Here is a 24,352-nt window from a genome sequence, read left to right on the forward strand (position 1 = left end):
AGATCGATAAATTAAATCCGATTTATTTATCGATCGTACCGTGCTGCAATAGCGGCATACATCAGCAATAGTAGGGTTGCGGCCACAGAATTCGTCGGGAGCAAAAATGACTGAAAGCATTAAGACAAGCGTGTTGATTGCGGGAGCAGGCCCTGTCGGGCTGGTCTTGGCGATGGAATTGGCGGCACAGGGGGTGTCGGCTCTAATCATAGAGCCACGTGAGCGGCTCGAGCCGCCCAACGTTAAATGCAACCATGTGTCGGCTCGATCCATGGAAATCTTTCGCCGCTTGGGGGTCGCAGCAATAGTGCGTGACGCGGGATTGCCTGAAAACTATCCTCACGACATTGCTTACCGCACAACGACAACAGGCCAGGAACTCACTCGTATTCCGATCCCCTGCCGACGTGACCGCTACATGGCCACACAAGGGCCCGATACGGGTTGGCCGACTGCCGAACCACCTCATAGAATCAATCAAATATACCTGGAACCCATTCTATTCAAGCATGCGGAGGCTCAGCCCGAAATCCAAATTTTGAATCGCAAGGCACTGAGCGATTTCACACAGGATGAGTACGGCGTACACGCGCTGGCTACAGGCATTGACGATGGCTCGACGCTACAAATAGATTGCGATTATTTGATCGGTTGCGACGGGGGAAAATCAATCGTTCGAAAAAAAATCGGCGCCAAGCTCAATGGCGATGCCATCGTGCAGCGCGTACAGTCGAGCTATATTCGTACGCCACACCTGTTGAAACAACTCCAGCATCCGCCAGCGTGGGCTACGTTTTCACTGAATCCAAGGCGCAGCGGAAATGTATATGCCATTGACGGCCGCGAGCTATGGCTGATTCACAATTACCTGCGCGAGGACGAGCCCGGCTTCGAATCCGTTGACAGAGACCAAAGCATCAGGGCGATCCTGGGTGTCGGTGCTGATTTCGACTACGAAATAATCAGTAAAGAGGATTGGTATGGCCGCAGGCTGGTTGCCGATTACTTCCGGGACCACCGCGTATTCATTTGCGGCGACGCGGCTCATCTATGGGTACCCTATGCAGGGTACGGAATGAATGCGGGTATCGCGGACGCTTCGAATCTGGCCTGGCTATTGTCTGCCCGACTGCAAAAATGGGGCGCTCCTGGAATTCTTGCTGCCTACGAAGCGGAACGCCTGCCTATCACTGAACAAGTGTCGCACTTTGCCATGAACCATGCGCATGCCATGGCTCAGCAACGAAAAGGCGTGCCGGCGGATATCGAAAAACCAGGCATCGAAGGCGAACAGTTGCGAGTCCGGCTAGGGCAACAAGCTTATGAATTGAATGTCCAGCAATATTGTTGCGCCGGATTGAATTTTGGGTATTTTTATGACAAATCACCATTGATTGTCTACGACGACGAAACTGCGCCGGCCTATTCCATGGGCGGCTTTACCGCTTCAACAGTCCCTGGTTGTCGAGCGCCCTACTTCGATCTGGACAAGGACACGCCGTTGTACGACAGGCTGGGAAAAGGCTATACGCTGCTGCGATTCGACGCTTCGTGCGAGGTGGCGCCACTGGTTCAGGCCACACAATTTCACCACATGCCCCTAACGCTGCTGGACGCAAGCGGGAACGACTCTATCCCTGCCGCCTATCGCCATAAAATGCTGCTGCTGCGACCCGACCAGCACATCGCCTGGCGCGGCGACGCTTTGCCCGCGGACATCTCAAATTTGATGAATGTGCTCCGCGGTGCGACTGCATAGCAAAACGGTTGCAAACAAAACCGGTCAAACCGGCATGCGCAACACCTCGGCAAACATCTCAACCAATGCTGTCGCCGCGGGCGACAGTGTGTGTTCCCGCCGTGAGATCAAATACAGATTCCGCTCTACTTCGGGCTCATTCAGTACCCGAGTAACCAAATCCGGATATTGCGAGGCGGCAACCAGGTACCCTGGCAACACCGACACCCCTATGCCCTGAGCCGTCAGCGCCAAAGCCGTTGATAAGTAGGAAACTTCCCAGGCCGGCTCAAAGTTGATTCCGGCTTTCGCCATGGCATTATCAATAAGCGACCGGATGCCGTTGGAAGGCCGCACCGTGATAACCGGGACTTGATCCAGATCGCGCCATGTCAATCGTGTGCGCAATGCCAACGGCGTGCCGCCAAGAACGATCGCGGCCAGGCGATCACGCAGCAAAGGCGTCAGTTTGATTGCGCGGGTGTCCGCATCGGGAGTGCCAATGCCGAATTCAACGCGCTGGTCCAATACCGGCGGGATCAGTTGATCGGGCCCCACATCGTGCATGATCAACTGAATGCCGGGATAGCGGTTTTGAAAGCGCCTGATGACAAGGGGAGCAATTGTGGCGGCAATGGATGTAGCCACCGAGAAGCGAACTGAGCCATGATGCCGGCCGGCCAAACCTCGCGCATTATCGACCAAGGACTCCATGCCACTCAGAACGCGCTGTGTCATGTCGAAAACTTCGCGGGCCGGCGTCGTTGGGCGCAACGTGCGCCCCGTACGGTCGAACAGCCGAACGCCCAGAGTTTCTTCCATCTGTTGCAAGGCCACGCTCGCCGCGGACTGCGTCAGACACATCGCCTGGGCGGCCTGGGTCAGGCTGCCCAGGCGATACACATACGAAAATATCTGTAACTGGCGCAAAGTAGGCATCGCCAGGTGCCGCGAAAGGCTTTGATCAGGCACCTGCAATTCAATCGACAGGCCTCCGCTGCCTGATCGTTTATTCATAGCCGTGGCTGTCTGCTCGGCAACGTTAAAGCCCGGGCGCATTATTCATAGTGCATACCCGCTTTTTTTGCCGCGGCAGTCCAGCGTTTTATATCTGTTTTGATTGAATCGGCCAGCAACTGGCTGTTCGCCTCCCCGACATCCATTCCAAGTTGGGCATATCTTTTCTTTATTTCCGGACGCTGAAGAATTTCGGCCAAAGCCTTGTCCAGGGTCTGCACAACCTCTTTGGGCGTGCCTGCCGGAGCGACCATGCCGCTCCAAAGCGACACTTCGAAACCAGGAAGGCCTGATTCCGCCACAGTCGGAATATCAGGCAGCGCTTCGGAACGTTTGGCGCTGGTCACGGCCAAGGCATGCAAACGGCCTGCCCTCACCGACGACATGACAGCGGCACTGTCCAAAATCGCCAAATCTATTTGCCCGCCCATCAAATCAGCGACCACGGGGCCTGAGCCTTTATAGGGAATCTGATTGAAACTGATGCCCGCGGCGGTCGCCAGGACTTCAGCCGCAAGCTGAAAACTGGAAGTTGCCACGCCATGCGTCAAGGGTACCTTGCGCTGCTTGGCCAGCTTGATCAATTCCGCTATGTTCTTCACGTCTTTCAACTTTGGCCCTGTAGTCACGACCAAAGGAAATCTCGCCAATAGTGCGATAGGCTCAAAATCCTTTACCGGATCATAGGTAATGCGATTAGGGGCGTATACGGCCGGATTGACAGTCAGGCCTCCGCTGGAAATGACCAGCAAGGTGTAGCCGTCCGGCTTGGCATGCTTGACATAATTTGCGGAAATCATGGAATTAGCCCCCGGCTTGTTTTCCACGATAAAAGGCTTACCCAAGCGTTTTTCCAGCTCGGACGCCAGCAGTCGCGCAAGTATGTCATTGGTGCCGCCTGGCGCAAAACCCACCACGACATTAACGGGCTTGTCCGGGTAAGCGGCCGCCGCTACCCCCGTGGCAAGCACGCCGACCAGCAGTGCGCAAGAGGCCGCACAGCGCTTGAATATTTTCATGGTATTTGTCTCCTTTAGGCGATGAATCATTGTAACTCGTTAACGTGTTAATTTGATAATTAAATCCGCCTACCGGACAAAATGCACCTATCGATAACCCTTAGTCGGTGAAATCAAGGCTAAATCTATAAGCGAATCAGCCGCTTGCCAAGATTCTCGCCCCGGTACAATTCCTCGATTGCACCCATTGCGGTGTCCAGGCCATCGGTGACGTGTTCGCGGTATGTCAGCTTGTTCGCCCTGATCAGGGACTCCAGCTGGCTGACATAAGAGCCATAGGTATCCATATGGTCGAAAAGAATGAAGCCTTGCATACGGGCGCGGCGCGTCAAGAGAATGCGTTCTACGCGCGGCCCCATGGGGGGTGGATCCCACTTGGCGATTGAAGCAGTGCCGCATACGATGACCCGTGCCCCGATAGCCAGATGCCGCATGACCGAATCTGAAATCTGTCCGGCGGTATTGTCAAAGTACACATCGACGCCATCGGGGCAGGCGTTTTGCAAGGCAGCGCCTATATCCTCAGTCTTGTAATTGATGACGTGGTCGTAGGCAAACTGCTCATGGCAGGCCTTGACCTTCTCGGGCGTGCTGGTCAGCCCAACGGTACGGCAACCCAGGGACTTCGCAAGTTGGCCTACACAGGAACCCACGCCCCCGGCTGCGGTGGATACGACAACGGTCTCGCCAGGCTTGGGGCCGCCTATCTTGTCCAGTGCCGTGGCGGCGGTAATGCCGTTCAAGCCCAGCACGCCCAAATATAAGGAGGGCGGAATATCGCTGGCCGTGACTTTCTGTACGACAGCGGCCGGCTTCACCACTGCATAGTGTTGCCATCCGAACCAGCCCATCAGACGCTCGCCGGCGCTAAATCCGTCCACATTCGATTCGACTACGACACCGACGCACAAAGACCGCATCACTTCGCCAACCGCAACGCTGGAATAATTGTTTGCATCGGCCAGCCATCCACGCATGGCGGGTTCAACCGACAACCACTCGTTGCGCACGAGCATCTGGCCTTGCTTTACCGCGGGTACCGGCTGCACATCCTTTCGGAAATTCTCAGCAGTTGGGATGCCTGCCGGCCGCGATGCCACGTAGATAGCCTCATTGGTTAGTGTCGTCATACTGTTCTCGCTATTAATGGTTAAGTGATCTTACGCTTGGCCGAAGGTATCCGGGAACGGGACAAACTCCGGCAATGGCATGCGCCCGAATGCGACGCTGCGACAGCTAGCGGCGCTTCTGAGCCAACATCAGAACGACACCCAGCAGTACCATGGCGGCGGCCAGCCACTCGTAGCGGCTGATATATTCATGGGCCACGTACACGCCCAGCAGCATGGCGATAACCGGGTTGACAAACGTATAGCTGGACGCCAGTGCCGTGGAAGTACTTGACAGCAGCACCATATAAGCATTGAATGCAATAAGCGAACCGAATGTCACCAGGTAAACCCAGGCGGCGGTAGCCAGCGACATCGTTGGCAAGGCGATAGCCTCGCCCTGCGACCATGACAGCAGCAGTAAAACGACGCCGCCGCAAAGCATTTCGCTGGCAAACCCCGACGCGGCCGGAGCCAGCCGTAGGCTGCGTTGACTCAGCACGCTGCCCAGCGACCAGCTCAGCGTTGCAATAATGATAGCGGCAAGCCCTTCGGGCGACGCCCTGAAGTCGGCCCCCTGAGTCAACATCGCAACCCCGATCAGGCCGAATGCGATACCGGCCCATTCAAGCCGGCCTGGACGTACTCCCCACAACAAATTCAGGGTGGCCATCATCAAAGGCACCACGGCAATGAACGCCACCACCAAACCCGAACCGATGGTCTGCTCGGCATGGGCCACCCCGCCCATGCCCGCAGCCAGCATAAGCGTGCCGACAACCAGAGCATTTAGCCATTGACGCGGGGTCGGCATGGGCTGGCGGCGTATCAATATCCAGGTAAACAGCAACAGGCCAGCCACGATGAATCGGCTGCCCATCATGTAAAAAGGGGGAAACTCGGGCAAGGCCAATTTAATGGCCAGATAGGTCGAACCCCAGACCACCCATGTCGCCGCCAGGCAGAGCAGGACCAGGGGACTCAAGGGCGCACGCGCGGTGGAAGACAAAGCGACAGGCATTTTTTCCCAGGGAAATGGAAGTAAAACGCTATATTACAAACCTAATCATCTAAAGCGCATACAGATTTAACGGCACAGGCCACAAAAAAACACTTAATCCCCCAAGGCTAAATCCATGCCCAAGACAGAATCCATCTTCCAGGTTGCCAAGGGCGCCCGTCGCAGCAACTCGCTCATCTGGATCTTCGACAAATTCGAGCGCGAATCAAACTACATCCAGGCAAAGATGTTCGGCTGCGAGGCTGCTTATATCGACGGCATGCTGTGCCTGGTTGTCGCTGATCGCGACGAGCCCTGGAATGGCTTGCTGGTTTGTACCTCGCAAGAACACCACGCCGCACTTACCGAAGAAATGCCCGCCTTGCGCCCGCATGCCGTGCTGGGAAAATGGCTCTATGTAGCGCAAGACGATCAGGCATTTGAAGATATCGCGGAAGAAATTACGACTCTGGTACTGGCCCGCGACCCGCGAGTGGGAGTCGAACCAAAGTCGCGGAAACGTACGCTACAGCGGCACTCTTTACCGGCATCATGCAGCCAACCGAAGCAATAGGCGTCATTTCGTCGGGGCAAGGTAGCCTCTCACTAACAACACTAACGAAAATCATGAGGTCTACCAGGGCAGCAACGCGGCGATACAGCTTCACAGATTGATGCTGGCTATTTTTATACCAGGATAAATAATCATATTGTAATAGCACAGAGACACCGCTAGCCTATGGCTCATGAAGAGGTTTTTTGTACGGCGCTGTATTGATAAAGGAATGCAATATATGTCTACATCGTTAGCAGATAGCACCACTAAATTTGACCCGTCTCGCGCTGGTGAATATGAGCAGCAGAGCCGCATTGCGCTCGCCGGCTACGACGCCTGTCACGAACTGGCTGCGTGCATGCTAGCCGCATCGCTGGGTACAGGAAGCACCTCGCATGTGCTTGTAGTAGGCGCAGGTGGCCCGGCACAGGAAATCACCAAGGCCGGGCACCTCGAGCCAGGCTGGCGTTTTACCGCTGTTGACCCTTCCCAGCCCATGCTCGATATTGCAACGGCCCGCATCGCTGAAGCCGGGATGGCGGAACGCACTAGTGTGAAACTGGGTCAGGTTGACGATTTGCCGCAAGAACCGATATTTGATGCCGCTACATTGATCGGTGTGCTGCACCATTTACCCGGTGACAAAGCAAAGCAAGACATCCTTCAAGCCATTGGTTCTCGTCTTAAACCAGGCGCGCCGCTGATTTTGGCTGGCAATCATTATGCCTATGCCAGCCAACCGCTTTTGCTAGCAGCCTGGGGCGAGCGCTGGCGCATGCAGGGCGCAACCCCGGACGAGGTCAAAGCGAAGCTGGGCAAGATTCTGCAGGGAGCGGACCCACCCCATTCAGAAGAAGCGGTAATAAAGCTGCTGGCTAATGCCGGATTCGAAAAGCCGCAACGATTCTTTTCCAGTCTGTTTTGGGGAGCCTGGATTTCGTTCAAAAAGCATTAAGAACGTCGATTATCCGTCGCACATGTAATGACCCAGCAAAAACCGGCTCGGATGACAATTTACGAAATCGCCATAGGTACAAAAATCAGCGCAATGGATGCCGTATCCGCCATTCGTGGCGAATCATGATGCCGGCCCCCAGCAGCGAGGCCAGCGCCATCAGGTACCATGTGACGGCGTATCCCAAATGAGTATTGCGAAAGTGGGTTTTCGTAAGACCGCCGACAGGCCAGCCCTCCGGGTTTGCATCGGCATCGACAAAATACGGTGCGACCTGTTCAGTCGGCAGATTGTCCGCCTTCGAAATGGCGGCCACGTCGCGCGAATACCACTGATTAGCGTCAGGACGGTTGCGACGCATAAAGCCGCCGTGTGGCTCGGTGAAACGCAATAACCCGGTCACGACGGCTTCACCGTCAGGGGCGTTCGCTTTTGCATAGCCGGGAGTTTCAGCAAGGCCAGGCGGAATGTAGCCCCGGTTGATGAGCACGATGAAGCCACGATCGGTCTCGAACGGCACCATCACCCAGTAGCCATAGCCTTTTGGACTGGTGCCATGCACCAGCGTCTGCTTGCCGGCGAGGAAATGGCCGCTGAGCCGCACATGCAGGTATTGCAGGTGACCGCTTTCGATGCGCTGCCATGCCGCCGGCCCGGGAGCGGCTACCGGCGGCGCGTGGATGCGCGTGCTCACATCGTGAATCAGCCTTAGCTTCCAGTCCAGGCGGTGCAATTGCCAGTTTCCCAACAGGATGAATCCGGCAAATGCGCAGGCCGTCAGCACCATCCAGAAAATGAAACCGCTACTTCGGCGAGCCCTCGCGGCCTTGCCGGAAGTGGCTGTCACGATTCTGGCATGGAGTGCTGATGTTGCGATGTCCCCGGCATCATTCCAGGCATCATGTTCATGTTTTCGTTGTACAGGACCCAAATGGAGGCTCCGAGCACGATGACGACCAATACGGCGGAGAAGATGAAGGCCAGCATGTTCCAGCCGCCTTCCGAGCGCGTATCCAGGTGCAGGAAATAGATAATGTGCACAAAGATTTGCACGACGGCCAGGACCAGCACGATGACGATGGTGGCGAAACGATTTTCGATGACATGCCCCATGACCAGCCAGAACGGGATGATGGTCAGGATGGCCGCCAGCGCGAAACCAGTCAGGTAGCTGCGCAGGGAGCCTTCGTGCGCTTGCATGACGCCCTCGTCGTGGCCGGATGATGCCGCAGCGCCGGATGGAGAGGGGTGATTCATCGCAATACTCCTATCAGATAGACATAGCTGAAAACACCAACCCATACCAGATCCAGGAAATGCCAGAACATGCTCAGGCAGCGCAGGCGCCGGATATTTTCCTGAGTGATGCCGTAGCGATTCAACTGCACCATCAGCACGATCAGCCACAGCGTGCCGAAGGTCACATGCAGCCCGTGCGTGCCGACCAGGGCGAAGAACGAAGACAGGAACGCGCTGCGGCCCGGCCCCGCGCCCTGGCCGATCATGTCGATGAATTCGTGGATTTCCAGGCCCACGAAGGCGGCCGCCAATATGCCGGCGACGGCCAGCCAGCCGAGCATGGCGCTTTTGTTGCCCCGCCCCATCTGCAGCATCGCAAAACCGAACGTCACCGAGGAAACGAGCAGCAAAGCGGTGTTCCAGGCCAGTCCGGTCAGATCGAATACCTGGCTGCCCGTCGGGCCGCCGGCATAGTGGCTGCCCAGTACCGCATTGGCAACGAACAGGGACGCGAAGATGAAGCAGTCGCTCATCAGGTAGATCCAGAACCCGAGCAGGGTTCCGTTATGCAACGGCGGCTCTTGGCGGCAATAGAATGTTGGCGCCGCGTGACGACCGGCGGCGATGGCATTGGTACTCATGCGGCAACCCCTTCCGGATCGGGCGTCCAGTTGCCGGAATGTTCAAACTGGTTTACATCATCGGCGGCAATGTGATAGTCGCGGTGGTAATTGAAGGTGTGGCCGATGGACACGACGATGATTCCCAGGAACGAAACAATCGCCAGCCACCAGATATACCAGACCATGGCGAATCCGAACAGGGTCGCCAGCACGCCAAGGATGACGCCGGTGCCGGTGTTCTTGGGCATGTGAATGTCGTTGAACCCCTCCAGCGGGCGGCGGACTCCCTGCTCCTTCATGTCGGACCAGGCATCACGCTCGTGCACCTGCGGAATAAAGGCGAAGTTGTAGGCGGGCGGCGGCGAAGACGTGGACCATTCCAGTGTACGGGCCTCCCAGGGATCGTGGCCCACGGCATACGCGTCGCGGCGGCGGACACTGATGTAGATCTGCATGATGAACGCGAGAATGCCAAGCAGGATCAGGAACGCGCCGAAGGCGGCAACGATGAACCAGACCTGCAGGCTCGGGTCGTCGAAGTGGCTCAGGCGGCGGGTCACCCCCATCAGGCCCAGCACATAGAGCGGGCCGAAGGCCACCCAGAAGCCAACTTGCCAGAACCAGAACGAGAGCTTGCCCCAGAACTCGTCCAGCTGGAAGCCAAAGGCCTTGGGAAACCAGTAGTTGATGGCTGCGAACACGCCGAACACCACGCCGCCGATGATGACGTTATGGAAATGCGCGATCAGGAACAGGCTGTTGTGCAGCAGGAAGTCGGCCGGCGCCACCGACAGCATCACCCCGGTCATGCCGCCAATGGTGAAGGTGAACAAGAAGCCCATCGTCCATAACATCGGCACCGTGTAGTGCACGCGGCCGCGATACATGGTGAACAGCCAGTTGAAAATCTTCGCCCCGGTGGGGATGGAGATGATCATGGTCGTCAATGAAAAGAACGAGTTGACGTCGGCGCCCGAGCCCATCGTGAAGAAGTGGTGCAGCCACACGAGGTAGGACAGGATCATGATCGCCGCGGTGGCATAGACCATCGAGGAATAACCGAATAGCGGCTTGCGCGAGAATGTCGCCACGATCTCCGAGTACACGCCGAAAATAGGCAGGATCAGGATGTACACCTCCGGGTGGCCCCATACCCAGATCAGGTTGATGTACAGCATCACATTGCCGCCAAAGCCATTGGTGAAGAAATGCATGCCAAGGTAGCGGTCCAGCGACAGCAGGAACAGCGTGGCGGTGAGGATCGGGAATGTCACTACGATCAGGCCGCTGGTGCACAGCGTGGTCCAGCTGAACATAGGCATCTTCATCATGCTCATGCCCGGCGCCCGCATCTTGATGATGGTGACGACGAAATTGATGCCGGTCAGAAGCGTTCCCACGCCCGATAGCTGCAAGCCCCAGATGTAGTAGTCCACCCCTGTCCCCGGGCTTTGCTGGAGCTCGGATACGGGCGGATAACCCAGCCAGCCGGCGGTCGAGAAATCGCCGATGAACAGCGATGCCATGAACAGCACGACACCGGAACAGGTCAGCCAGAAGCTCAGGTTGTTGAGAAAAGGGAAGGCAACGTCGCGCGACCCGATCTGCAGCGGCATCACGTAGTTCATCAGGCCCGCGATGTAGGGCATGGCCACGAAAAAGATCATGATCGAGCCGTGGGCCGAGAAGATCTGGTCGTAGTGATGCGGAGGCAAATACCCCATGTCGCTGCCGAAGGCAATGGCTTGCTGCGAGCGCATCATGATGGCGTCGGAAAAGCCGCGCAGCAGCATTACCGTGGCCAGGATGATGTACATGATGCCCAGTTTCTTGTGGTCGACGCTGGTGAACCACTCGTGCCACAAATAGCCCCAATAGCGTTTCCACGTGATGAAGCCCAGAAGGCATACGCCGATCACGGCCACCACGATGAAGGTGCCCACGACGATCATGTTGTCCAGAGGAAGGGAGTCGAGCGTCAGGCGCCCGAGAAGGAAATTCAGGAATTCGGAGCGGTCAGGCATAGTGTGCATCCAAGGAAGGCCGATCAGTGCATCGCCGCGCCATGCGCGGGGGCCGATTCCATGCCGCGACTGTGCATGGTGTCTGTCATTATGGGGCTCATGCACATCTGACCGGGATCGACGCAACGGTTGAGGATGCGTTCATATAAATCGGGGCTGAAATGGGCGTAATAGTGTATCGGCTCGGCACGGCTCGGCTGCCTGAGCTTGTCGTAGGCGGTGCGATCCAGAGCCTGGCCGCTGGCGCCAACCTTTTCTACCCAGCTGTTGAAGTCCTTCTGGCTCATGCCGTGGAAGAGGAAGCGCATGTCGGTAAAGCCGGCACCGCTATAGTTGGCGGAAAAACCCTTGTATTCACCCGGCTTGTTGATCACGCCATGAAGCACCGTCTGCATGCCGGGCATGGTATAGACCTGACCCACCAGGGCAGGGATAAAGAAGGAATCCATCATGGTGTCGGAGGTTAGCTTGAAGTGGATCGGCACGTCGACCGGCGCCACCAGCTCGTTTACCGTGGCAATACCGTAGCCGGGGTAGAAAAACAGCCACTTCCAGCGCAGCGACACTACTTCCACCTCCAGTGGCTTGGTGTTGGCGGGCACGGGTTTGTGTTCGGCTATTTTGTCCAGCGGACGATATGGATCGAGCTGATGGGTTCCGGTCCAGCTGACCGCGCCCACCGCGATGATGATCAGCAGGGGCACCCCCCACACCAGCAGCTCGAGCTGGTGGGAATGGTCCCACTTGTCGTCGTACTTCGCCTGTGTGTTCGAGGCGCGGTAGCGCCAGGCGATGACGGCAATGGCAATGAGCACGGGGACGACGATCAACGCGATGATGATCGTGGTGCTGATCATGATGTCGCTTTGCTGCCGTGCCACGTAGCCGTCGGGATTGAGCAGCACTAGCTTGCACCCCCCCAGCATCAGTACGACGGGAAGCAGCAGCAAGCGACAGAAATGTTTCACCAGCATGAGAAGAAAACCTGCGACGAAAAGAGAAATCCCTTATTATTTTATAATACCCCTCGAAGCAACCTCGCGACTACTATTTCGATTTGGCGAGTTTACTCGGCAGTTTGTTCATCGGAAGCGCTATGTCTACCAATCCCGCTCAGCCCGCCAAAGCATCCGGCTTTGCGCAGCCCATGCATTCTCACGCGCGGCAAATCACGCCCAGCGACATCTCCGTCGGCGTGGTGGTCGGGCGTACGGCCAGCTCCTTCGATGTATTCGTGTTCGGCATCGCCTGCGCCCTGGTATTCCCGAGGGTCTTTTTTCCCTTCGCCAGCCCGGCAGATGGCATGTTCTACTCCTTTGCGATATTCGCCTTGGGCTTTATCGCACAGCCGCTGGGCTCGCTGTTTTTCCTGCCTGTACAACGACGCTTCGGCCGCACCACGACATTGACCATCGCCTTGTTCCTGTTGGGTTCGGCCACGGTTGGCGTTGCGTTCCTGCCGGGCTACGAGTCTCTCGGCTATGCCTCCATTGCGGCGCTGTGCATCCTGCGCGTGGGCCAGGGCTTTGCCATGGGCGGTAGCTGGGACGGGCTGGCGTCCCTGCTGGCCATCAAGGCTCCCCGGGGCAGACGTGGCTGGTATGCATCGATTCCCCAACTGGGCGCACCCATCGGTTTCATTGTTGCGGCCGGCCTTTTTGCCTACCTGTGGTCGAGCCTCTCGCACGAGGAGTTCTATGCCTGGGGATGGCGATATCCGTTCTTTACGGCTTTCGCCGTCAACGTGGTGGCCTTGTTCGCCCGCCTGCGCCTGGTGGTCAGCCCCGAATACACCATGGAGTTCAAGCAACGCGACCTTGCGCCCGCATTGGTGGGAGGCTTGCTTCGCTCGCAGGGACGATACGTGGCGTTGGGCGCGTTTGCGCCGCTGGCCAGCTACGCCCTTCTCAACCTGGTAACCCTATTCACGCTTTCGTGGGCCCTGTTGTACACCCGGCAATCCCCAACCCATTTCCTCGTGGTCCAGATCATCGGCGCTCTCGTGGCCATCCCCTGCATGTTGCTGTCCGGCCGGATCGCCGACCGCCTGGGGCGGCGCCTTACGCTGGGCTTGTTTGCCATTCTTATTGCCGTCTACAGTGGATGGACGGCAGTCCTGCTGTCCGGGAACGACATCGAAAGCTATCTTTTCATCATTATTGGATTCGCCCTGCTTGGCTTCTCTCATGCCCAATCTTCCGGCGCGGTAACAGCCAGCTTCCGTCCCGAATTCCGCTATACGGGCGCACACTTCTCCGCAGACCTCAGCTCACTGCTGGGGGCGGGCTTCGCCCCATTGGTCGCCCTTGCGCTGGTCGCCTACCTGGGGGTGGGGTATGTAGGCCTGTACCTTCTTTCGGGAGCGGCCTGCACCTTGGCCGCACTGTGGATCAGCCGCAAGCTGGGCGGCTTGCCCAACAACTGAGGTTCGCAAAATCAGCACGTTTACAGGGGAAAGCCGCTATCCAGGCGCGCCAAACCTCAATAAAACATAAGGTGGCCAAACATGAAAAGCATAAGCCGGCCACGCGGCCACTTTATGCTTAGTGACACACAAATTCATTGATTTTAAAAGGGAAATTCTGGTGGGCGGTACTGGGTTCGAACCAGTGACCCCTGCCGTGTGAAGGCAGTGCTCTACCACTGAGCTAACCGCCCAAGGATCGTTGCGAACGATCGCTGGAAGGCCGCTATTGTACACGATACTGAAGCCGGCCTTGGCCTCTTTGCTCCAAAAATTGCTTGGCCGCTATTCCCGGCGCCACACACAGGACCCGCCGGAGGCCTTGTCCAGGGCATCCAGGTAGGCATTGTGTTCGGTCATTTCAGCGACGGAGGCGGCCAGGACCTTCAACCCGGAAGTATCGAATTTTTCGATTCGCACGCCCGCCTCATTGCGGGAATCTTCCTCTTCGAAATTCATCAGCAGGGCATCCTGGCCACGCGTCATGGCCAGCCAGACTTCCGCCAACAATTCGGAATCGAGCAAGGCGCCATGCAGGGTTCGGTGAGCATTGGAGATGCCGTAGCGGTCACACAGGGCATCCAGCGAATTGCGCTTGCCGGGGTGAAGCTCGCGCGCATACAAGAGCGAATCGGTGATTTTGTCGCACAGGGTTTCGAAAGCGGGATGCCCCGCGCGGGCCAGCTCGGCATTGAGGAATTTCTTGTCGAAAGCGGCGTTATGAATGACGACCTCGGCACCCGCAACATAATCCATGATTTGCCCGGCCACCTCTTCGAAGCGCGGGTGCCCCGACAGGAATTCGGTCGTCAGTCCGTGAATGCGCAAGGCCTCGGGGTCGCTGTCGCGATCCGGATTGATGTACAGGTGCAAGTGATTGCCGGTCAGGCTGCGGTTGACCATTTCCACACAGGCGACTTCAATGACGCGGTGCCCCTGCGAAGGCTCCAGGCCAGTGGTTTCGGTATCCAGAACTATGATTCTGTTATCGGCGTTTTGCATACCCACGACCCTTCGCTATGGCAACTATTTGTTTATGACGGAACTGGCGACGCATCCTCCGAGGCGGGCAAGCATTTTGCAATGCCTGCGGCACCAACGAGATGTAGCCCCTATTCTATCGCACTGCCATCAGCGCCACATTCTATTAGTCCTGCGAGCCACCCTTGGCACAGGTGAGCAAACCCTTGCGCAAGACCGCCAGCTCCGGCAACGGCGGCCAGCTATCCAGAATGTGTTTCACATCGGCCCAGGGATAGGCTTGATCAAGCAGCCACGTAAACAGAATGTCGTGTTTTTCAGCGGCGACGGTAAGCATCAAGTCGATGGTGATCTGAAGTTCGCTTGCATGAAGCGCGTCCGCATGAAAGACCCAATCAAACCGCCCGCAACCTATCCGTATCTGGCCCGTCGCTATCTCTGTCATGGCGACAAGCCAGCCGCAGGAAAACCGCTGGAGCAATCCCGATGGCCGATCCAGATAAAAAGTGAAAATATTCTCGTATTTCTGGCTGAATTCCCGCACCAGTACCTTCTTGATCATCTCCAGCCCCCGCAACTCGGCCGGAAAAGCGATGGCGTCGGTGTTGAGCCTGATGCTGACTGTCGAGCTGGGCGCAAAGACCCGATCCATATATAGGGGACGATTGCCGTCTTTGCCCCGCACGTAGTTATGCATCAGCGTTTCAAGGCGGATGCCAGCCGCGGCGGCTGGCGATTGCTGTTTCATTACTGTCATAGGCCTGGCTGAATCGTGTTTTGAAAATGGCGCCTTAGCGCTTTATTGAAAAGCTCAGGGAATTCCATATTGGGCAAATGCCTGGCCGAGGGAACAAGCACATAATCGCTGCCCGCGATTTCGTCGGCGATCTCTTTCATCACCGGTGCCAATACTCCATCGTTCTCACCGACTATCATTGTTGTCGGCATTTTGATTTCCGCAAGATGAGACCGATAGTCAAAAGCCTGCAAGGCCCGCGCCGCGCCGACAAATCCGTCGACCGACGTGTTGCGGATCATTTCACGCACTGAATCCGCAATGGGTTCGGCCAGAAACTCCGGCCCAAACCAGCGTGACATTGTGGGTGCCACAAGCGCCCCCATGCCGTCCTCCCTTGCTGTTTGAATACGCGCATCCCATACCGCCGCAAAGTCGGGCGATGCATGGGCGGGAGCATCGGCGACAACCATGCTGGCCAGCCGTTTGCCATGATTCGCCGCCAAATCCCAAGCCACGATACCTCCCAGCGAGAGCCCAATATAGTGAGCCCGTTCTATATTGAGCGCATCCAGAATTGAAATAACGCTGCCGGACAACTGGGCAATGGTGTACGGAGGCGGAAGGGCCGGACTGAGGCCGTGGCCAAGGCTGTCATAACAGATGACACGCAAGCCAAGATCCAATAAGGTGGTGCGCTGCGGAGCCCACATACCCATGTCGGTCATAATGGAATGGCCCAGCACCACGCAGGGCGCGTCCATTTCTCCCTCGTCGACGACGTAAAGCTCCGCGGCATCATTTTTCACACGATGCCGCCTGATGTCAGCGGCCTTCATTGGGGGAAAACCGCGTGGGGATCAACGTGACGGCGGACTGGGCCTTCAGCAGAGGCCCCTCGCGCTCGCTCTCGGCCTTGATGGCAAGCCATTCGGCGTCCGCGCCGAACGCGGCCCATGCATTTTCCCGCGCCGCATTATCCGGAAAGCCGACAAGATAATACAGGGCGTCCTTGTCTTCGGCGGGGTTCCAGCAATGAAGAAGCTCAATACCCAGGCGCTGGAAAATAGGCAGCGTTTTATCCGCGAAGCGGGTCTGCAGCACCGCTGCTTTGCCCGGATGGGCGATGTACTTCTTTAATTCGTAAATCATGGATAGGCTCACTTGAAATCGGCATGCAAAAGAAATTTATTCATGGCTCATGGGCTGGACTGCGACACGGCCCTCTACAAGGGGTAGACCAGCAGCGTATCGATGCGGCGCGAATCAAGCACCACAAGACGCTCGGCGAAACGCGGGCCATCGTTGTCCAGCGCAATCAGGTCCAGGTACTTCCCCGAGGCAAAGAGCTCCGCCTCGCCCGTGTACATGGTTCTATACACGACGAAATTGGTTCGCACCGCAAGCAATCCCTTGTCGCCGGATTGTATGGATGGGTACCCAAGAATATGGCAGTAGGTGTGGCTCTCGAAAATGTTCGCGTTTTTCAGGGCCTTGATCCGGTCATTCATCATTCCGCGCCCTTCGCAGAGCACAATGCCTATCGGATACCCCTTTACCCTGTTTTCACGCGTTGTAATCTGGTATGTCGCATCTTCTTTGAAAAAGCCCACCCAATTGTCGATCTCGCCATCGTCCAGGGTATGGCAGTAGTCCTGCAGGAAAGACTGGATCGTTGCGGCGGGTATTTTCTGCGATGCCGGCAATGAGCCATCGTTGATAACGGTGCTGTGGCCTGTTCTCATTTATCGAACCCCATGATCTGGCGATAGCCGTGCCAGAATCCACGCACGGCCGCCTCGGTGGCGCGAGAGGATTCGTTGGACTCTGTTTGCCGGCCCCCCATCTCTATGAATGCCTGGCGATCCGGACTGCTGGCCGTGGCCCGCTGCACGAAGGAATTGATGCATCCGTCCTCCAGGGCGACAAGTCCGGCCGCGCCGGTCAGATTGGACTGCATGACCCGCATCTTTTCCTGCTCGGGCGTATCGTTTTCATACCCCAGGAACACCCAGAACAATTCCGTTTTGTCGACCCCTCGCGGCACGAAGAACCGCACCGCCAGGGAATTGAGCGTAAGTTGAATTACGAGAGACGGGAAGATCGTTTGAATGCTATGGGTGATCCTGTCCTCGAAGGCATCCCAGGCGCCAAGCAATTCCGGGCCTTCCAGGTTCGATTCATATTTGGCGGAATGGACCCCGGCTTTCTGGTATTCCTGGTCGGCCTGCAGAGTGGCTCTTTTCGTATAACTGATGTGGTGCCATTTTTTTTCCGACAAAACAATGCCACCGTCCATGTCCAGGCGATTGACCTTGAAGGTCGTATAGAAGGTATGAAGCAATGTCGCATGGTAGGAATCCCTGACATTCTCCGCATAGAGCTTCCAGTTGTTGTGCAGGGTCTGGCTGTGCACGCCCAATATCTTCAGGGGCTGATCCATGTGGCGTTTAATAAAGCGGCTGATGGGTTCGCCCAGGAACTCCTGCAGGGGCGCCGTATCGGGGGAATACGTGCCAAATACGATTCCGCAAAACACCTCCACCCGCAACGGCTCCAGGCGGTGCTTTTGCACATCGAAATCTTCCGGCATACCGCCCTTGCCGTGCACCCCCTTACGGAACGCCAGTCCTTTGAGCTTCCCATCCAGGCCATAATTCCAGGCGTGATACACGCAGGTCAGGGATCTTTGATTATCGTGGTCTTTCAGGCAGACCAAGGCCCCTTTATGGGCGCAGCGGTTGATCATTGCGTGGATTTCCCCATTGTCGTCACGGGTGACGATAATGGGAGTCTCTCCCAGCCAGGTAGTGCGGATATCCCCTTTATGGGCGACCTCCGTCTCCAGGCACAAGTAGTGCCAGACAGGCCCCCGGAAAATCTTTTCCTGCTCGAGCGCATAAATGGCAGGGTCGGAAAAAACGCGAAACGGAACCCGCGTCACCCCCTCTTCCGGCCATGCGAAATCTTCAAGTGGCGGACGTTCCTGCGCGATGGCGCCGGGCGAGGCTTGCGTGCATGAAATGGCTGTTTCCATAATTCCCCAGAACTGGACGATGATTGTGTTGACTGATTGTAGGGAGCCATCCTGAATTTCTCTACACGATTACCCATATAATAAATATCTCAAATCAAGATATACACGGGCCAATGGATATAAACCTCGATCTAAAGCAGCTGCGCATTTTTGTTGCAATATTCGATACGGGCAGCGTGGGCAGCGCGGCGCGCTACCTCAACATGAGCCAACCGGGCCTGAGCACTGCCCTGGCCCGCCTTCGGGTGCAATTGCAAGACCCCCTTTTCATAAAGGGGTCCGGGGGCATGGAGCCCACCAGCCGTTCGCGTAAATTGATCGACCCCGTGCGCGCGATTATTCGCTCGATGGAAACCGAAATCATTGTGCCGCCGAAATTCGACCCAAAAACATCGACGCGGGAATTCAGGATCACGCTTTCCGACATCGGCGAAGGAATCTATTTGCCGCTGATAATACGCCGCATCGAAGAGATGGCGCCGGGCCTGACCCTGCAATCCATGTACATGCCGCCGCGCGAACTCGAAGAAGCCATGGCGGGGGGCGAAGTCGACGTCGCCGCCGGTTTTTTCCCGGACATCAAGACCAGCAACTTTTTCCAGCGACGGATCGGCCTGCATTCATTTGCCGGAATCATCCGGGCGGGGCATCCTCTGGCGAACAGCAAATTGACCATGAAGCAATTTCTGGCGTTAAGACACGTGGTTGTCGAAACGACAGGCCGCAGCCAGGAAGTATTCGAACGATTCCTGCAAAAGCATAGTCTGCAAAGAGATGTCGTACTGCGCACCCCCCACTTCATGAGCGTACCCATCATCGTGGCGACGACCAATGTCATTGCGGTGGTGCCGCAGGCCCTGGCCGACTTTATTTCCGCGGATCCATCCATCAAGCAAATACAGCTTCCTTTTACGCCTCCGACCTTTCAAGTCAATTTATATTGGCATCGCAGTTCACATCATGACGCCGCCAACAAATGGCTCAGGGACGCGCTGATTTCCGAGTTTCCGATGCTGCAGCGACGCGCCTATCATCGAAATGGAAAGCCGTCCCGGCAGAATTCGCAAGAAATCGCGCCCCTTTAGAAATCATTTAATAGCGGTCGAGGCTTGCGTAGAAAAGCTCCCATGTCAGCCCCGGCAAACGGCACAATAGCGGCATTTTTCTCAGTACATGCGCCAGGCCATTGCAAATACCGATATTGGTTATCGTTGATATCTGATTGGATTATAAACAAGGGATTGATAGCATCGGGAAACATTCCCTCAGCAACCCAACAACAAGGACGATAAATGTTGCGTGCACTTATACGATCAATAGCCTTGGTGGCGGCCAGCAATATTATTTTCTTGTCCGCCGCGATAGCCGACACATGGCCGGACAAGCCCGTCAGGATCATCGTCCCCTATGCCCCGGGAGGAATTGCCGATTTGGTTGCGCGTTTAATCGCGCCCCTTCTGCAGGAAGGCCTGGGCCAGTCCATAGTCATAGAAAACAAAACAGGGGCCAGCGGAAGCCTCGGCACGGCCTATGTTGCGCGCAGCGCACCCGACGGATATACGCTGCTGCTCGGGCTGGCGGCCCCACAGACATTGAACCAATTCATTTACAAGGTCGACTACGACGGCGTAAAGGATTTCGCCCCGATTACGCTCGTCAATACCAATCCCATGGTCCTGATGGTCAAGGCGTCATTGCCCGTGACCAATGTCCGGGAATTGATCGCCTATGCCAAGGCCCATCCGGGAAAGCTGAATTTCTCGGGAGCGGGCGGGCTCACCTCGTACAGCGGCGAAATATTCAAACATATGGCGGGCATCGACATGGTCGACGTGCGCTATCGTGGAGGGGCGCCGGCTGTAACGGCGGCCGTGTCGGGGGAAACCGACCTGACATTCGCCAATTACTCGGACGCCCTGCCCTGGATGGGGTCGGACCGTCTTCGCGCACTGGCCTTGACGGGTTCAAAGCGTTTCCCACAATCTCCCAATTTGCCGACCATAGCGGAATCCGGCCTGCCGAACTACAACGTTACCGGCTGGAGCGCCTTGTTCGCGCCGGCGGGCACCCCGCCGGAACGCATCAACAAGATCGCGGCTATATTGTCCAAAGGATTCAAACGTCCCGACATGCGCGAGAAAATGGCAAAGATAGGCGCGGAACCGGGCGGGGGTTCGCCGCAAGAACTGGCCGACCTTGTGCGTACGGACGCGAACAAGTGGAAGTCATTTGTCGAAAAAACAGGAATCAAGATTGGGCAATAAGCGCTCATTTTCCTGAGCGCTGCGCCAGGCGCGCCTGCTCGGCGCCCAGATTGGCAAGCTCGTCGGCGCGTTCATTGCCAGGGTCACCGGCATGGCCCTTGACCCACTGCCAGCTCAGGCTATGCTGCTGCACCAGGGCGTCCAGCTCCTGCCACAAGTCGGCATTTTTCACCGGCTTTTTGTCGGCGGTGCGCCAGCCGCGACGCTTCCAGTTGGCGATCCACTCCGTCATGCCCTTCTGCACATACTGGGAATCGGTGTGCACGACCACCTCGCAGTGGCGCTTCAGCGCCTTCAGGGCCTCGATGACCGCCATGAGCTCCATGCGGTTATTCGTGGTGCCGGGCTCGCCGCCGTACAGTGTTTTCTCGTGCGGCCCCTGGCGCAGCAAGGCTCCCCAGCCCCCCAGCCCCGGATTTCCCTTGCAGGCCCCATCGGTCCAGATATCTACATGGCGACTATTCATTACTTCGTCTTTACAACCCAGGATCGGGGCATGAACATGCCCCCGACAATATAAACCGTGCCGGAATACCGGCACGGGACTATAACGGCACAACGAACGCGGACCCGCGGCCGGTGTCAGGCTCCGGAGTGCCTGCCAGTCACCACCGCCTCGCGCCGCACCCGTTTCTTCTTGCCTTTCCATTCCGGGCCGATAACCCGCAAGCCCACCACCCTCTTGATTGCCGACACCACATACACGGCCCCGCATACAGGCCACCAGCGGTCACCCGCCGATTCCATGAATGCCCATCGCCCCAGCCATTTTTCGCTCAGGCACGGCGGAGCGTAACAGCCGAAACGACCCCGGTCGACTTCGAAGGACAGAAGCTTAAACCAATCTTTCAAGCGGGGCAGCGAAACCTGCAGATGCGTGGCCACCGGCATCAGCGGTTCCAGGCCCGGCACGCGCTCGCGCGCACCCCAGAGGCTCCAGGGGTTGAAACCCGAAATCACGACACGCCCCTCGGGCATCAAAACGCGCTCGGCTTCGCGCAACACTTGATGGGGATTGCTGGAGCACTCGAGCACATGGGGCAGCACCAGCAAATCGACGCTCTGGGTGTCGAAAGGCAAGTTTTCCGGATCGGCGGCCACAGACAATTGGCTTGCCGCCGGGCCGAGATCGGGCAAGGCACAGGTATAGCCTTTGTAGGGAATACGATTGGCGCGCAGCAAATCCCATTTCGGCAAGCCGACCTGGATGGCATGATAGCCAAACACATTGGCCACTATGCCATCGACCTGTTTTTGTTCCCAGTCTTTGACATATACGCCCGATGGGGTTTGCAACCACTCGCCAAGCTCTACAATAGGAGATGGATCCAAAGACACTTCTACTCCTGTTGCCATGGTAAATACAATTTTTAATCGAGCCGCGGGACAAACACAACTCATACCCGTGCCGGCTTTGTCCGACAACTATATATGGATGGTCAGCAAGGATGGCCATGCGGTCGTCGTCGACCCCGGCGAATCGGCCCCCATTGAAAAACTGCTCGGCCAATACGAGCTTGTTCTCGATGCCATTCTACTCACTCACCATCATGGCGATCATGTGGGAGGAGCGCTGGCGCTGCAGCAATTGACCGGCGCACCAGTATACGGCCCCGCAAGCGAAACTTTGCCGGTATGCGACCACGCACTCAGGCAGGACGACATTGTCGTGCTGGAAAATCTCGATCTGCGCCTTCGGGTCCTGGATATTCCCGGCCATACCGCCGGCCATATCGCTTATTTCGGCCAATTTAATCAGGGTAAACCCCTGGTTTTTTGCGGCGACACCCTGTTTTCTGCCGGTTGTGGGCGATTATTTGAAGGCACACCTGCCCAAATGGTTGATTCTTTAGGTAAACTCAGGGGATTACCGCTGGATACACTTGTTTGCTGCGCTCACGAGTACACTCTAGCCAATTTACGTTGGGCGCTTCATGTAGAACCCAACAATACTGTTTTGCAGCAACGCTGGAAGGTAGTGCAAGAGCTGCGGGGCCAGAACCTGCCAACGCTGCCTTCGACCATTGCCGTTGAACTTGATACCAACCCTTTTTTTCGTACCCAGCAAGAAAGTGTGTCTGGCGCTGCCGAAGCCTATGCCGGCAAGCGACTGGATTCGGCTGTAGCCGTTTTTACTGGCTTGCGTGAATGGAAGAACAACTTCAAATGAATTGCCGATGAAATGCTTACGACTATTCATTCTGCTCCTTGCAGCAGTTTTAGCCGGTTGCGCCACTAATTCCTCGCATAATCAATACGCCGGGCAAAAAAGAACCTACTCCGCCGCGGAAACATCGCGGACTGTCGACCTGACCCACCCCCCCCGGGACATGTGGGATCGAATCCGGCGCGGCTTTGCCATCCCCAATCTGAATAACGACCTGACCCAGCAATGGACGGATTACTACGCGGCGCATCCCGAATCCATTCAGCGCATGAGCGAGCGGGCAGGCAAATATCTTTACTATGTCGTGCAGGAAATCAATCGCCGCGGCCTGCCCACCGAATTGGCCCTGCTGCCGTTCGTGGAAAGCGCCTACGACCCGACCGCCTATTCGCGCGCCAAGGCATCCGGGCTCTGGCAATTCATCCCCAGCACGGGGTTGCACTACAATCTGCAACAAACTTGGTGGCGCGACGAGCGCCGCGACCCCATAGCCTCGACCAACGCCGCACTCGACTACCTCAGCTATTTGTATCAGTTGCAGGGCGACTGGTATCTGGCCCTCGCATCGTACAACTGGGGCGAAGGTTCGGTGCAGCGGGCCATGAGCAAAAACGCCAGCAATGGCGATTTCGTCGACTACAGCTCAATCAATATGCCCGACGAAACGCGCAATTACGTGCCCAAGCTGCAAGCCATCAAGAACATCATCGCCAATCCCCAGAAATACGGCATCACGCTCCCCGAAATCAGCAATACCCCTTACTTCACCACCGTCCAGAAATCGCGCGATATGGATATCGCCGTAGCCGCCAAATTGGCAGAGATGTCGGTCGAAGACTTCAAGGCACTGAATGCCTCGTTCAACCGCCCCATCATCCTGGGCGAGCACCACCCCACTTTGCTGCTGCCGGTCAACCGGGTGGATATTTTCAACGCCAACCTCCAGGCCTATAAGGGCCGCCTCAGTTCGTGGCAAACCTACACCGCCAAAAAAGGCGAATCGTATGCGTCGATTGCCAAACATCACGGCATCAGCCTGGTAGCCCTGCGCAATGTCAATGGCCTGAACGGTAAAAAGGCCAAAGCCACGGCGCAAACCCTGCTGGTACCCACTACCGATGCCGGAGGCGGAAGCATTCAACTGGCGTCGCTCGAGGTTCCGCGCGACGAAGAACCCGAAGTCCACGTCACTCGCAACAAGCGCAATGACATCGTGGTCACCCGGCACAAGGTCAATGTACGCACGCACACTGTCCGACACGGTGAAACGCTGTTTTCACTGGCCAAACGCTACCACACCTCGGTCGACGAACTGCGCAAGCTCAATAATCTGAAAAGCAGCTCCCTGGCCCTCGGCAAGCAATTGCGTGTGCCCGGAACCAACGTTCGCGGCTAACTTTTCCAGACATAACGAAGGATCAAC

At 56.8% G+C, this 24,352-nt stretch carries 25 protein-coding genes and 1 tRNA gene; 8 read left to right on the top strand and 18 right to left on the bottom strand.

Going from position 1 to position 24,352, the window contains the following annotated elements; translation table 11 throughout:
- The first annotated feature begins 106 nt into the window (after positions 1–106).
- Positions 107–1,759, top strand: a complete 1,653-nt coding sequence (locus LSG25_RS11415) for an FAD-dependent oxidoreductase (RefSeq protein ID WP_232741054.1) — start codon at positions 107–109, stop codon at positions 1,757–1,759.
- Between the two features lie 24 nt (positions 1,760–1,783).
- Here the strand turns inward: LSG25_RS11415 and LSG25_RS11420 are convergent, their stop codons facing one another.
- From LSG25_RS11420 to yedA, 4 genes are all read right to left on the bottom strand, one after another.
- Positions 1,784–2,755 carry a LysR family transcriptional regulator gene (locus LSG25_RS11420; RefSeq protein ID WP_232741055.1) on the bottom strand — a complete coding sequence of 324 codons (972 nt, stop codon included), beginning with the start codon at positions 2,753–2,755 and terminating at the stop codon, positions 1,784–1,786.
- Between the two features lie 41 nt (positions 2,756–2,796).
- Complete coding sequence (locus tag LSG25_RS11425) at positions 2,797–3,774, bottom strand: tripartite tricarboxylate transporter substrate binding protein (RefSeq protein ID WP_232741056.1); 978 nt, start codon at positions 3,772–3,774, stop codon at positions 2,797–2,799.
- Positions 3,775–3,899: 125 nt separating this feature from the next.
- A complete protein-coding gene (locus tag LSG25_RS11430) occupies positions 3,900–4,904 on the bottom strand; it encodes an NADP-dependent oxidoreductase (RefSeq protein WP_232741057.1) in 1,005 nt (334 codons plus the stop codon).
- A 106-nt stretch (positions 4,905–5,010) separates the two neighbouring features.
- On the bottom strand, positions 5,011–5,904 hold the full coding sequence (gene yedA, locus LSG25_RS11435; protein WP_232741058.1) for a drug/metabolite exporter YedA: 894 nt from the start codon (positions 5,902–5,904) through the stop codon (positions 5,011–5,013).
- Between the two features lie 115 nt (positions 5,905–6,019).
- On the opposite strand from yedA, the gene LSG25_RS11440 reads away from it, so the two are divergent.
- Entirely contained in the window at positions 6,020–6,457 is a 438-nt protein-coding gene (locus LSG25_RS11440; RefSeq protein WP_232741059.1) for a hypothetical protein, read from the top strand.
- Positions 6,458–6,677: 220 nt separating this feature from the next.
- Positions 6,678–7,394, top strand: coding sequence for a cyclopropane-fatty-acyl-phospholipid synthase family protein (locus tag LSG25_RS11445; protein ID WP_232741060.1), 717 nt, complete (start codon positions 6,678–6,680; stop codon positions 7,392–7,394).
- Positions 7,395–7,479: 85 nt separating this feature from the next.
- On the opposite strand, the gene LSG25_RS11450 is transcribed toward LSG25_RS11445, so the two are convergent.
- Genes LSG25_RS11450 through cyoA form a run of 5 tightly spaced genes read right to left on the bottom strand, consistent with a single transcriptional unit; the run spans position 7,480 to position 12,254 of the window.
- A complete protein-coding gene (locus LSG25_RS11450; protein ID WP_232741061.1) occupies positions 7,480–8,181 on the bottom strand; it encodes an SURF1 family protein in 702 nt (233 codons plus the stop codon).
- Positions 8,182–8,237: 56 nt separating this feature from the next.
- Positions 8,238–8,651 (bottom strand): cytochrome o ubiquinol oxidase subunit IV, encoded by a 414-nt coding sequence (cyoD, locus tag LSG25_RS11455; RefSeq protein ID WP_232741062.1) that lies wholly within the window; start codon positions 8,649–8,651, stop codon positions 8,238–8,240.
- Positions 8,648–9,274, bottom strand: a complete 627-nt coding sequence (gene cyoC, locus LSG25_RS11460; RefSeq protein WP_232741063.1) for a cytochrome o ubiquinol oxidase subunit III — start codon at positions 9,272–9,274, stop codon at positions 8,648–8,650. Before cyoC ends, cyoD begins: the two co-directional genes overlap by 4 nt.
- The gene (cyoB, locus tag LSG25_RS11465; RefSeq protein ID WP_232741064.1) at positions 9,271–11,280 is read right to left on the bottom strand and encodes a cytochrome o ubiquinol oxidase subunit I; all 2,010 of its coding nucleotides are present in this window, start codon (positions 11,278–11,280) and stop codon (positions 9,271–9,273) included. The genes cyoC and cyoB overlap by 4 nt, the downstream gene beginning before the upstream one ends.
- 23 nt (positions 11,281–11,303) lie before the next feature.
- Entirely contained in the window at positions 11,304–12,254 is a 951-nt protein-coding gene (gene cyoA, locus LSG25_RS11470; protein ID WP_232741065.1) for a ubiquinol oxidase subunit II, read from the bottom strand.
- Between the two features lie 122 nt (positions 12,255–12,376).
- Between cyoA and LSG25_RS11475 the strand changes: the two genes are divergently transcribed.
- Positions 12,377–13,705: an MFS transporter gene (locus tag LSG25_RS11475; RefSeq protein WP_232741066.1), complete on the top strand. Its 1,329-nt coding sequence runs from the start codon at positions 12,377–12,379 to the stop codon at positions 13,703–13,705.
- A 158-nt stretch (positions 13,706–13,863) separates the two neighbouring features.
- On the opposite strand, the gene LSG25_RS11480 is transcribed toward LSG25_RS11475, so the two are convergent.
- The 7 genes from LSG25_RS11480 to LSG25_RS11510 all read right to left on the bottom strand — a co-directional run bounded on the left by LSG25_RS11480 (position 13,864) and on the right by LSG25_RS11510 (position 18,498).
- Positions 13,864–13,938: transfer RNA gene (locus LSG25_RS11480), tRNA-Val, on the bottom strand.
- 91 nt (positions 13,939–14,029) lie between these two features.
- On the bottom strand, positions 14,030–14,746 hold the full coding sequence (dnaQ, locus tag LSG25_RS11485; RefSeq protein ID WP_232741067.1) for a DNA polymerase III subunit epsilon: 717 nt from the start codon (positions 14,744–14,746) through the stop codon (positions 14,030–14,032).
- 145 nt (positions 14,747–14,891) lie between these two features.
- Positions 14,892–15,473 (bottom strand): hypothetical protein, encoded by a 582-nt coding sequence (locus LSG25_RS11490; protein WP_232741068.1) that lies wholly within the window; start codon positions 15,471–15,473, stop codon positions 14,892–14,894.
- A 5-nt stretch (positions 15,474–15,478) separates the two neighbouring features.
- Positions 15,479–16,270 (bottom strand): alpha/beta fold hydrolase, encoded by a 792-nt coding sequence (locus tag LSG25_RS11495; RefSeq protein WP_232741069.1) that lies wholly within the window; start codon positions 16,268–16,270, stop codon positions 15,479–15,481.
- 16 nt (positions 16,271–16,286) lie between these two features.
- Complete coding sequence (locus LSG25_RS11500; protein ID WP_232741070.1) at positions 16,287–16,613, bottom strand: NIPSNAP family protein; 327 nt, start codon at positions 16,611–16,613, stop codon at positions 16,287–16,289.
- A gap of 74 nt (positions 16,614–16,687) precedes the next feature.
- Positions 16,688–17,206 (bottom strand): aromatic-ring-hydroxylating dioxygenase subunit beta, encoded by a 519-nt coding sequence (locus LSG25_RS11505; protein WP_232741071.1) that lies wholly within the window; start codon positions 17,204–17,206, stop codon positions 16,688–16,690.
- A complete protein-coding gene (locus LSG25_RS11510; protein ID WP_232741072.1) occupies positions 17,203–18,498 on the bottom strand; it encodes a Rieske 2Fe-2S domain-containing protein in 1,296 nt (431 codons plus the stop codon). Before LSG25_RS11510 ends, LSG25_RS11505 begins: the two co-directional genes overlap by 4 nt.
- 113 nt (positions 18,499–18,611) lie before the next feature.
- Here LSG25_RS11510 and LSG25_RS11515 point away from each other — a divergent pair, with 113 nt between their 5' ends.
- Positions 18,612–19,583: a LysR family transcriptional regulator gene (locus LSG25_RS11515; RefSeq protein WP_232741073.1), complete on the top strand. Its 972-nt coding sequence runs from the start codon at positions 18,612–18,614 to the stop codon at positions 19,581–19,583.
- Positions 19,584–19,790: 207 nt separating this feature from the next.
- A complete protein-coding gene (locus tag LSG25_RS11520; RefSeq protein ID WP_232741074.1) occupies positions 19,791–20,762 on the top strand; it encodes a tripartite tricarboxylate transporter substrate binding protein in 972 nt (323 codons plus the stop codon).
- A gap of 4 nt (positions 20,763–20,766) precedes the next feature.
- On the opposite strand, the gene rnhA is transcribed toward LSG25_RS11520, so the two are convergent.
- Both rnhA and LSG25_RS11530 read right to left on the bottom strand, forming a co-directional pair.
- The gene (rnhA, locus tag LSG25_RS11525; RefSeq protein WP_232741075.1) at positions 20,767–21,228 is read right to left on the bottom strand and encodes a ribonuclease HI; all 462 of its coding nucleotides are present in this window, start codon (positions 21,226–21,228) and stop codon (positions 20,767–20,769) included.
- A 116-nt stretch (positions 21,229–21,344) separates the two neighbouring features.
- On the bottom strand, positions 21,345–22,100 hold the full coding sequence (locus tag LSG25_RS11530; RefSeq protein ID WP_232741076.1) for a class I SAM-dependent methyltransferase: 756 nt from the start codon (positions 22,098–22,100) through the stop codon (positions 21,345–21,347).
- 16 nt (positions 22,101–22,116) lie between these two features.
- Between LSG25_RS11530 and gloB the strand changes: the two genes are divergently transcribed.
- Positions 22,117–22,932, top strand: coding sequence for a hydroxyacylglutathione hydrolase (gene gloB, locus LSG25_RS11535; protein ID WP_232741077.1), 816 nt, complete (start codon positions 22,117–22,119; stop codon positions 22,930–22,932).
- A 7-nt stretch (positions 22,933–22,939) separates the two neighbouring features.
- Positions 22,940–24,325 carry a transglycosylase SLT domain-containing protein gene (locus tag LSG25_RS11540; RefSeq protein WP_232741078.1) on the top strand — a complete coding sequence of 462 codons (1,386 nt, stop codon included), beginning with the start codon at positions 22,940–22,942 and terminating at the stop codon, positions 24,323–24,325.
- Positions 24,326–24,352: the final 27 nt, after the last annotated feature.

Origin of the sequence: Paralcaligenes sp. KSB-10, from assembly GCF_021266465.1 — a bacterium.
Taxonomy (GTDB): domain Bacteria; phylum Pseudomonadota; class Gammaproteobacteria; order Burkholderiales; family Burkholderiaceae_B.